The sequence below is a fragment of the Streptococcus sp. SO2 genome (assembly GCF_030440025.1).
Genome location: NZ_JAQFJH010000010.1, coordinates 50,853 through 60,005, shown reverse-complemented (window position 1 = coordinate 60,005; position 9,153 = coordinate 50,853). Strand labels below are relative to the sequence as shown.

11 protein-coding genes are annotated in these 9,153 nt (G+C 35.9%); 9 read left to right on the top strand and 2 right to left on the bottom strand.

Features of this window, described 5'->3' with window-relative positions:
• Positions 1 to 1,204, bottom strand: a 1,204-nt coding sequence (locus PCY17_RS08745) for a DUF308 domain-containing protein (RefSeq protein WP_301393343.1), incomplete at its 3' end; no start/stop codon positions are given.
• A 656-nt stretch (positions 1,205 to 1,860) separates the two neighbouring features.
• Between PCY17_RS08745 and PCY17_RS08740 the strand changes: the two genes are divergently transcribed.
• The 4 genes from PCY17_RS08740 (at position 1,861) to PCY17_RS08725 (ending at position 5,117) form a co-directional block, all read left to right on the top strand.
• Positions 1,861 to 2,292 (top strand): Rrf2 family transcriptional regulator, encoded by a 432-nt coding sequence (locus tag PCY17_RS08740; RefSeq protein WP_033584335.1) that lies wholly within the window; start codon positions 1,861 to 1,863, stop codon positions 2,290 to 2,292.
• A gap of 92 nt (positions 2,293 to 2,384) precedes the next feature.
• Positions 2,385 to 3,389 carry an NADP-dependent oxidoreductase gene (locus PCY17_RS08735; protein ID WP_301393340.1) on the top strand — a complete coding sequence of 335 codons (1,005 nt, stop codon included), beginning with the start codon at positions 2,385 to 2,387 and terminating at the stop codon, positions 3,387 to 3,389.
• Between the two features lie 14 nt (positions 3,390 to 3,403).
• Positions 3,404 to 4,240, top strand: coding sequence for an alpha/beta fold hydrolase (locus tag PCY17_RS08730; protein WP_042768777.1), 837 nt, complete (start codon positions 3,404 to 3,406; stop codon positions 4,238 to 4,240).
• 1 nt (position 4,241) lies between these two features.
• Complete coding sequence (locus tag PCY17_RS08725) at positions 4,242 to 5,117, top strand: SDR family NAD(P)-dependent oxidoreductase (RefSeq protein ID WP_042768732.1); 876 nt, start codon at positions 4,242 to 4,244, stop codon at positions 5,115 to 5,117.
• A gap of 334 nt (positions 5,118 to 5,451) precedes the next feature.
• Here the strand turns inward: PCY17_RS08725 and PCY17_RS08720 are convergent, their stop codons facing one another.
• Positions 5,452 to 6,933, bottom strand: a complete 1,482-nt coding sequence (locus tag PCY17_RS08720) for a M protein trans-acting positive regulator PRD domain-containing protein (protein ID WP_042902644.1) — start codon at positions 6,931 to 6,933, stop codon at positions 5,452 to 5,454.
• Positions 6,934 to 7,229: 296 nt separating this feature from the next.
• Here PCY17_RS08720 and PCY17_RS08715 point away from each other — a divergent pair, with 296 nt between their 5' ends.
• The 5 genes from PCY17_RS08715 to PCY17_RS08695 all read left to right on the top strand — a co-directional run bounded on the left by PCY17_RS08715 (position 7,230) and on the right by PCY17_RS08695 (position 9,151).
• On the top strand, positions 7,230 to 7,466 hold the full coding sequence (locus tag PCY17_RS08715; RefSeq protein ID WP_000964741.1) for a GlsB/YeaQ/YmgE family stress response membrane protein: 237 nt from the start codon (positions 7,230 to 7,232) through the stop codon (positions 7,464 to 7,466).
• 99 nt (positions 7,467 to 7,565) lie between these two features.
• On the top strand, positions 7,566 to 8,129 hold the full coding sequence (amaP, locus tag PCY17_RS08710; RefSeq protein ID WP_000045615.1) for an alkaline shock response membrane anchor protein AmaP: 564 nt from the start codon (positions 7,566 to 7,568) through the stop codon (positions 8,127 to 8,129).
• 10 nt (positions 8,130 to 8,139) lie between these two features.
• A complete protein-coding gene (locus tag PCY17_RS08705) occupies positions 8,140 to 8,310 on the top strand; it encodes a DUF2273 domain-containing protein (protein WP_000454669.1) in 171 nt (56 codons plus the stop codon).
• A gap of 11 nt (positions 8,311 to 8,321) precedes the next feature.
• Entirely contained in the window at positions 8,322 to 8,906 is a 585-nt protein-coding gene (locus tag PCY17_RS08700; RefSeq protein WP_000072931.1) for an Asp23/Gls24 family envelope stress response protein, read from the top strand.
• A gap of 41 nt (positions 8,907 to 8,947) precedes the next feature.
• Positions 8,948 to 9,151, top strand: a complete 204-nt coding sequence (locus tag PCY17_RS08695; RefSeq protein WP_000102421.1) for a CsbD family protein — start codon at positions 8,948 to 8,950, stop codon at positions 9,149 to 9,151.
• Positions 9,152 to 9,153 lie beyond the last annotated feature (2 nt).

Sequence of the window (9,153 nt, the reverse complement as noted above, 5' to 3'; positions counted from 1 at the left end):
ATCCTTTGGGTGAGAGGATATCGGTGCCAGCCTGACCGACTATGGTATCAGCCAAGAGCACACAGTTTGTAGATAAGACAAAGTAGGATTTAAACTTAGATTTGATAAATTTATAAAGTTCCCCATCTGTCTCATGTCTGATTTTATAAGCGTAGGTGTAGTCTTCCTTACCATCACCTGTCATGATTTTATCTGCACTTGGCTCCCATGAAATCGTCAGTTGTTTCAATTCAGCCAACTTTTTCTGAACTGCTTTTTCCATTTCAGGCGTCAAATCTATCCCATAACCAAAAAGCGTTTTTTGACTCTCACGTTTACATAGGTCAATGTACTTGTCACGATCACAGAAATATAAGACACCATCTCCTACCATGCCAAATAAGGTCTCAGAAGACGGATCATAGTTGCCATAAGAAATAACACGGCCTTGATAGCAGATATCCACATGACCAATTGCCGAAAACAGAGAGGTCTCAGCTGTATGAACAAAAATTTCAAGCTCCGCTGTCTTACCAGACTTCACCATTCCAAGATGGATATCCTCTCTCTCATCAGCATTTTCCTGCATGAATTTGTTGATTTTTGCTAAAGTTCTTGCAGGGATGAGAGCGGCTAGGACAATAGGTAAGCTAATTCTTACACGACGTTTGAGATGGTTTTTCCCAATTTCCTCCTCAAACAAGAAACCATCACGGATATTGGACACACCATAAAGGAAAAAATAAGCCCCTAATACAAAGAGTTGAAAGACAGAATTTCCTGTAGAGGACAAAAGACTAGTCCCACCAAGAAAAACTAGTACGAGTCCATCTAGTAAGAGACGAAAACGAGGTCGAATTTTGTTTTTGCGGTAGAGAAGATAGGTGACAAGATTGATAGTAGCATGAAAAATCTGATAAACTCCAATCACAAGAGCCAAAATATAAATCGGCACATCCGTCGCAAGATTGGAGCCAAGCAAATATCCCAGCACTAACAATTTAACCAGTGCAACTCCCAAGGTGTCCGTTGACTGACTTTTTTTGAAAATACGTAATACTAAATCTAAGACCGTTGCTATCCAAGCTAAAAACAGAACCAGTCGAATAACCGTTACTGGCAACCAAGTCCCCGTGACCATTAAGACAAGTCCTAGCAGAACAAACAAGAAACCCTGAACAAGTAATTTCTTACCTGTCAGACCTAAAGATAGAATTTTTTCCATAAAAGACCTTTCAACAATAAAAATTAAACACTCCGATTAAACTGACTAGTAAATAGCCAACACTACAAACAGCCTGTGCCAGCAACATATGGTGACTAGAAATGACTGTAGTAATGTCACCATCTTGTCTTATGCACTTCTAAAATTTGTTTTATTGATTCGAAAACAAAGCTAATAAAAATTAACTAAACTTGAGAGATAAGTACAATTGAGACGAAAAAATGTGTAACCAATACTACTTGTAAAGGTAAGAAAGTATTATTTCTATTCTATTAATGATTTATATACTATCTATTGTGACACAATACTCACTATAATTCAACATTTTACTAATTAAAAATTATAAAATAAGTTTCAAGTCCTCATAACGCTTTGAAAAGAACAAAAAAACGGAATGAAATAACATATAATTAGATTATGAAACAAAGTTTACTAGGCACAAACTAAGATATGTTTAATCAAGCAGAGAGGGGAGATTCTGTTTCTTTAAAACAAGTTTATCCTCCCATTTGATTATGAACTTTCTTACCAAACATCTCTAATCTGATGACACTCTTCAAAAAATTTTTTTTAATTTAAAACAAAAGTCTTGCTTTTCTTTTTATTTGTGCTATACTTGTTCTTGTATCAGATACAAGTTATCTAAAGGAGTTTATATGGATACGAAATTTTCAGTAGCCTTGCACATCCTAACCATGATTAGTGAAAGCAAGGATACCTTAAGTTCACAAGCACTGGCTGAGAGCGTCGGGACCAACGCTAGTTACATTCGAAAGGTGATTGCCTTATTGAAAAATGCAGATTTGATTCATTCCCAGCAAGGAAAAACAGGTTATCAACTCAGTAAGTCTCCAAAGAAAATGACTTTACTAGAGATCTACTATGCTACTCAAGAAATCAATCACATTAGTTTATTCCCTGTTCATCAAAATAGCAATCCTGATTGCCCTGTTGGAAAACATATCCAAGGAGCAGTTTCACCGCTTTTCGCTAGTGCCGAATCTCAATTAGAGAAGGAATTAGCAAATCAAACTTTAGAAGATGTCATTGACAATCTATATAAACAAGCCAAACAAGTCCGAAACTGATTTGATAGCAAGTCAGTTTTTACTGGAGACAACATGAACTTGTATCAAATACAAGTCTATTGAATTATATTAAAAAAGAAAAGAGAAAACACATGAAAGTTGCACAACACACTACTTATAACAAAAACAATATCACACTGAACATCACAGAAATCGCTAAACCAAGTATTACAGACAAAGAAGTTTTAGTTAAAGTCACCGCAGCCGGCGTTAATCCTCTCGATAATATGATCTCTCGTGGTGAGGTTAAGATGATTGTTCCATACAAACTTCCTCAAACTGCAGGTAACGAAGTGGTTGGAATCGTTGAAAGCATTGGCAAGAAAGTTAACAACTTTCAGGTAGGAGATCGTGTCTTTGGACGTCTGCCACTTGATCATATCGGCGCCTTTGCAGAATACGTAGCTGTCGATAGCCAAGCCTTAGCCAAAGTTCCAGACTATCTATCAGACGAGGAAGCTGCTGCTGTTCCTCTTACTGCCTTGACCATTATGCAGGCTCTTGACCTCATGGGCGCTCAAGCTGGGAAAACGATCTTTATCTCTGGTGGTACTGGAGGAGTTGGTGGGATGGCCATTCCGATCGCCAAGGCCAAATGTTTGAAAGTCATCACTAATGGTGCTGGAGATAGTGCTGAGCGAGTTTTAAAGCTAGGAGCAGACCGATTTATCGATTACAAAACAGAGGATTATACAAAAACTGTTAGCCAGGTTGATTATGTTCTCGATACTCTTGGTGGGGCTGAAACTGAAAAACAAATGTCTATTATGAAAAAAGGTGGTCACCTTGTGTCCCTTCGTGCCATGCCAAACGGTGCTTTTGCCAAACGCATGAATCTACCAAAATGGAAACAGATTATTCTTAGCTTAGCCGGTCGCAAATTTGATAAGATGGCGAAAAAATACGGTGTCCAATACCATTTTATCTTTGTAGAAAGCAACGGCGCTCAATTACAAGAAGTAGCTGACCTCTTTAGTAAATTAAAAATCAAACCCTCTATCGATACAGTTTATCCATTTGAAGAAGTAAATAGTGCATTAGACAAAGTCGCTAATGGTCGCTCGCGTGGAAAAACAGTCCTCAGCTTTAAGAAATAAAAATGGAAAACACAATGTCATATCTTACAACTAAAAATCAATACATCACTGTCCAAGAAAACCAAATCGCCTATCGCGAACTCAGCAAAAGCAAATCAAAACTACCTCTTCTGATGCTGGTCCATTTGGCAGCAACTCTCGATAACTGGGATCCAAGACTATTAAACTTGATTGCTGAAAAACACCATGTCATTGTAGTCAATCTTCCTGGTGTTGGAGCCAGTCAAGGCCAAGTGGCGCCAACCATTCCTGGAATGGCTGAGCAGACAATTGACTTTGTAAAAGCGCTTGGTTACGATAAAATCAATCTCCTCGGCCTTTCTATGGGAGGAATGATTGCCCAAGAAATCATCCGAATAAATCCTACTCTAGTCAATCGTTTAATCTTGGCTGGAACAGGTCCTCGAGGTGGAAAAGAGGTCGATAAGGTAACAGGGAAAACCTTTAACTATATGTTTAAAGCGGGACTCGAGCGCATCGATCCTAAACGCTATATCTTCTATAATCATGATGAACAAGGGAAAATCGAAGCTTTGAAAGTCCTAGGACGAATGGGTATGAGAACAAAGGAATTTGCGGATAAAGACATGAACGTATCAGGTTTCCTAACTCAACTCAAAGCTATTAAACGTTGGGGGAAAGATCCTCAAGACGACCTAACATTTATCACTCAACCAACCTTAATCGTTAACGGGGACAAGGATATGCAGGTTCCAACGGAAAATTCCTATGACATGCATGAGAAAATCGAAAATAGTAAGCTGATTATCTATCCAAATGCAGGGCACGGTTCGATCTTCCAATATGCAGAGGAGTTTTCAAAAGAACTCATTGCTTTCTTGGAGGACTAATATGGTCAAAACCATTCTAATAACAGGTGCTACTGACGGTATCGGTAAACATTTGGCAAAGAAACTGGCCAGCCAAGGTCATCATGTCATTCTTCATGGTCGAAACCCTCAAAAACTTGAGCTGGCTCTTCAAGAGGTTCGAGCAGTTTCCTTGAGAGGCAGAGTTTCTAGCTACCTTGCGGATTTTTCAAAATTAGACGATGTTTATCGATTTGTGGAAGAAATCAAGCGAGACTTTCAAAGTATCGATGTCTTGTTTAATAATGCAGGACTTTATGGAGGAAAAGAACGAAAAGTGAGTACTGAAAATGTCGAATTGACTTTTATGTTATCCGTTCTCATTCCCTATATGTTAACAATTGAGCTAAGCCCCTTGTTAGAAAAAGCGCCTGACGGTCGTATCATTAATACCTCCTCCTATATGCATCATTTTGCCAAGGTCAAGGATTTAGACTTTGGATTTGAGAACAATTATAATCTCGGATTGGCCTATAATAATTCTAAACTTTACACTATTTGGATGACACGCTATCTAGCCAGAGAGTTCTTCTTAAGAGGTTCAAACATCACCATCAATTCTTACCATCCAGGTTTGATTTCAACCAATTTGGGGAACGATTCCAGTGATGAAAAAACGAAAAAGTCTCTCTTTGGCCGCTTGATGAAGTCACTCTCTAAGAATTTAGACGAGGGAATTAAAACAGGCTACTACCTCACCTTATCAGAAGAAGTCACTGGTTTGACAGGCTATTATTTTGATGAGAAGAAAGTAAAGTTTGTATCCGAAAAAGGATATCATTTTGAAAAAGCAAAAAATTTAATCACTTACTGCAATGATAAAATTGAGTTGTTTCAAAATAAGTCCACAATATCTTAACTTTATTATGACTCGACTATCAAGAAAAAGATGATATCAAAACTTATCTATTTTCTATATCCTAAATAATTTGCCCCACTTTTGCCACGTTTTGAAATAATCACATTCAAAATTATTCCAAGTATCTTCCAAAAATCGTTTATATTTCAACATTTTTGGTTAGTTTCAAGATGAAGATTTCTTAAAAATGCTTGCAGGGGGCATCTAAATACAACAGGAAAAGCCTTGATAACCAAGGCTTTTTTGCTTAGTTTCTTAGGTTATTCTGAGTCTAATATAGATGAAATTCTTTTCTTATAAGAAAAAACGCTAGATAGCGTTTTTTTATTCTTAGTTACTCGTCCAATCGAATAAACATCATTGCGTTAAGCAAAGAGATAAGAGCGACTGTATTGACATTATTGGAATAGATCAGTCTCTTATTTTCAATCGGCGGAATAATAAAATTAGAAATAATGATGTCATAAGGTGATTCTTTTAGAGCATCAAGGGATAACTCTAATTCACTCCAAACTTCCAGTTCAAAATTGTTACTGCAATAGTAAGCAAGTGTCTCAGCTACTGATTTTGCATGATACTGATCAAAATTACTCATGACCAAAACCTTTAATTTAGGTTGATTTTGTAAAAGATTTAGCACCAAGTGTTTGCTATGAGTGATAAAAGTATAAGACAAATGATTGACCTTCATTGAATTACGATCCATATCCAAAGTCTCTAGATAATGTTCCATCCCTTCCTTCACCTCTGAAACAAAGCGAGGGAAAATATTTTGAAAGTTTTTGATTGTATTACCTTTTTGATCAAATAAGATAAACTCTGTCGATAATTCCTGACGATGCAGATGTGCTGTATTATGCAGATGCCAAATCAGATTGTCCTTATTGTCTACTTGGAGATTATAGTCTCTTGATACCTGATCTACTAGGTCGCCCAATAACTGATACGATTTTTTTACATAGCTGTCTGTTTTTGCATGGTTGAGAAATACTTCTTCATCTATGAAAAACATTTTTTGAAAATAGGATACAAACAGTTGACCTATCACTTCTTTATTCAGAGAGATATGATATTCAGAATCAAAGCTCGCTACAATCTCTTCGATTTCTTCTGCCTCCATGAAAGATTCCAACAAATGATTGTTAAAAGAATTTTTCTCAACTTCCAAGAAATGACCAAACTTTATTCGGTATAAATTTGTTACGAGGAGTAACTTTAACATTCGTTGAGTAGCGAAATTGACTGGAAATGCAGTTTCTTTATAGACCAGTGCCAACAGCTTACATAAAGGTTCTACAGAAAAAGCTTCAAAGGGCCATTCAAGGAAATAATATTTCTCTGAAAAATACTGGGCAAAAAAGTAACGGATATCGATCTCATTCCCAGTGATTCGAACTGGATTGAGGCTAATTTCAAAACGATATTGCTTCTTAATAATTTTATTAATATGACTGATGATACGGTAAAGAGAGGAAGAACTGATATAAAACTCTTTGCAAATACTATCAGTATCACATCCTTCATTAAAGAAGATAAATTCTAAAATTGAAAAGTGGGTTGAATGCTTAAAAAAATGATGATAGACCATCTCAATATCACTATCATCGGTATTAATGATACGGATGCCGTTTGTTGAGGAATGAAATATCAAGTCAGGAAAAGAAGACCTGACATGGGACAAGTCATTTTTTACAGAACGTTCTGTACAGTGCAATAATTCTGCTAGTTCTGAAATATGAAACCAGCGTTTGTTTTCAAACAGTAATTCTAATAATTCTAATTGTCTGTGACTTTTTTTCGATAATAAATCTCTCATGAATAGCTTTTCTCTCTTTATAATAAACTAAACGATTGTCTTTCAATCTTCATGCAATTATACCACATGGAGTCCATTTATCCTCTTACAACGACTTTTGCTTGTCATAAAAAGACCAGTCTAATCCCTTAGAAACCCAGTAGCATCAAGATTTTCTTATTTATTTGTATCTAAAGTACATGTTTACGATATGTAATTCAAGACAAACTATTATGTTTCCAAGTTGAAATACTATATAATTAGTGTAATCAAAGAAATTGATTCTTTGATTTAGAAATAGAAAAGGAGGATACACTATGTTGTGGTCCATTATTGTAGGAGGTCTTATTGGTCTCATCGCAGGTGCAATCACTAAAAAAGGTGGTTCAATGGGATTGATTGCAAATATCTTTGCAGGTCTTATCGGTTCGTCTGTAGGGCAATCACTTCTAGGAAGCTGGGGACCTTCATTGGCTGGAATGGCTATTATTCCGTCAATCGTTGGTGCTGTGATTGTTGTTGCAGTCGTTTCATTTCTATTTGGTAAAAAATAAGCATTACCTAATAAGAAATTAAAAGTGATAAGCCATAATTTTGAATACTGTAGACGGGTAAAATTATGGTTTAAAGCTTTTCATTTGAAAGGATTTAATATGTCAAAATCAAAGAAAATATTGTTACTTATTTTCTGTATCTTAATCTTGACTATTTTCCTTCCTATTCTCATAGATTATCATCAGGTCAGTGATTTAGATATCCACTTATTCAGTTGGAGAGATTTCTACGCTGAATTTCTGATTGCTAGATATGTCTTTTGGGGGACACTTGTCCTATCGGTTTTAGTTTTAATTTCAATGTTAGTGATACTCTTTTATCCTAAACAATATTTAGAGATTCAATTAGAAACTCAAGAAGATACATTAAAACTAAAAAATTCAGCTATCGAAGGCTTTGTTCGATGTTTGGTCATTGATCATCAGTTGATGAAAGAACCAACGGTCCATGTAAATAGCCGCAAAAATAAATGTTTCGTTACTGTAGAAGGAAAAATTCTTCCTTCAGACAACATCTCAAATCGATGTCTAGTCATTCAGAATGAAATAACTCATGGATTAAAGCAGTTCTTTGGTATTGAACGTGAGGTAAAACTTGAAGTTAAAGTTAAAGAAGTTGAACCTCGAAAAACGACCAAAAAGACTGTTAGTCGTGTAAAGTAAGGAAGTAAAAATGGAATGGTTTAAAAAATATCAGTATCCAATTATTGCAGGTTTAGTAGGTGTCATTCTCGCTTGCTTTATCTTATCCTTTGGCTTTTTCAAAACACTATTTGTACTAATTTGTGGAGCCTTAGGAGCATTTGCTGGATACTATGTTAAGGAAAAATATTTAAATAAATAAAGGAGTCTCGTATGTCAAACGTAGATAAAAATGTAGAAAAAAAAGATGTTGCTGTTGTTTCTCAAGATGTTAAAGGGGAACTCACTTATGAAGACAAAGTCATCCAAAAAATCATTGGTCTTTCACTTGAAAAAGTACCTGGACTTTTGGATGTGGATGGAGGATTCTTCTCTAATCTAACAGAAAAAATTATCAATACAGATAATGTCACTCATGGTGTCAATGTTGAAGTTGGGAAAGAACAAGTTGCAGTTGACTTGAACATTGTTGTTGAATACCAAAAGAATGTTCCAGCTTTGTACAAAGAAATCAAAGATGTTGTGGTATCACAAGTTACAAAAATGACTGATCTAGAAGTTGTTGAAGTCAATGTGAATGTTGTTGATATCAAAACGAAGGAACAGCATGAAGCAGATTCAGTTAGCCTTCAAGACCGAGTAACTGACGTGGCTTCTTCAACAGGAGAATTTGCTTCAGAACAATTTGAAAAAGTGAAATCTGGTATCGGTTCAGGTGTTGCTGCTGTTCAAGAAAAAGTAGGCGAAGGTGTTGAAGCCGTTAAGGGCGAAGCAAAGGAAAATGCTCGCGTACACTAATTCATCTGGTCTAAATCAATCAATTTAAAGGAGGCAGAATCATGTCAACAGAAGAAAAATTAAATCAAGCAAAAGGTTCCATTAAAGAAGGTGTCGGCAAAATGATCGGCGATGAAAAAATGGAAAAAGAAGGAACAGCTGAAAAAGTTGTTTCTAAAGTAAAAGAAGTTGCTGAAGATGCTAAAGATGCTGTCGAAGGCGCTATTGAAGGTGTTAAAAACATGCTTCACAAAGACGAAAAATAAGA

Excerpts from the sequence above, each read along its gene's own strand:
- PCY17_RS08740 (WP_033584335.1), top strand. The coding sequence starts at position 1,861 with ATGGATACGAAATTTTCAGTAGCCTTGCACATCCTAACCATGATTAGT.
- PCY17_RS08735 (WP_301393340.1), top strand. The coding sequence starts at position 2,385 with ATGAAAGTTGCACAACACACTACTTATAACAAAAACAATATCACACTG.
- PCY17_RS08730 (WP_042768777.1), top strand. The coding sequence starts at position 3,404 with ATGTCATATCTTACAACTAAAAATCAATACATCACTGTCCAAGAAAAC.
- PCY17_RS08725 (WP_042768732.1), top strand. The coding sequence starts at position 4,242 with ATGGTCAAAACCATTCTAATAACAGGTGCTACTGACGGTATCGGTAAA.
- PCY17_RS08720 (WP_042902644.1), bottom strand. The coding sequence starts at position 6,933 with ATGAGAGATTTATTATCGAAAAAAAGTCACAGACAATTAGAATTATTA.
- PCY17_RS08715 (WP_000964741.1), top strand. The coding sequence starts at position 7,230 with ATGTTGTGGTCCATTATTGTAGGAGGTCTTATTGGTCTCATCGCAGGT.
- amaP (WP_000045615.1), top strand. The coding sequence starts at position 7,566 with ATGTCAAAATCAAAGAAAATATTGTTACTTATTTTCTGTATCTTAATC.
- PCY17_RS08705 (WP_000454669.1), top strand. The coding sequence starts at position 8,140 with ATGGAATGGTTTAAAAAATATCAGTATCCAATTATTGCAGGTTTAGTA.
- PCY17_RS08700 (WP_000072931.1), top strand. The coding sequence starts at position 8,322 with ATGTCAAACGTAGATAAAAATGTAGAAAAAAAAGATGTTGCTGTTGTT.
- PCY17_RS08695 (WP_000102421.1), top strand. The coding sequence starts at position 8,948 with ATGTCAACAGAAGAAAAATTAAATCAAGCAAAAGGTTCCATTAAAGAA.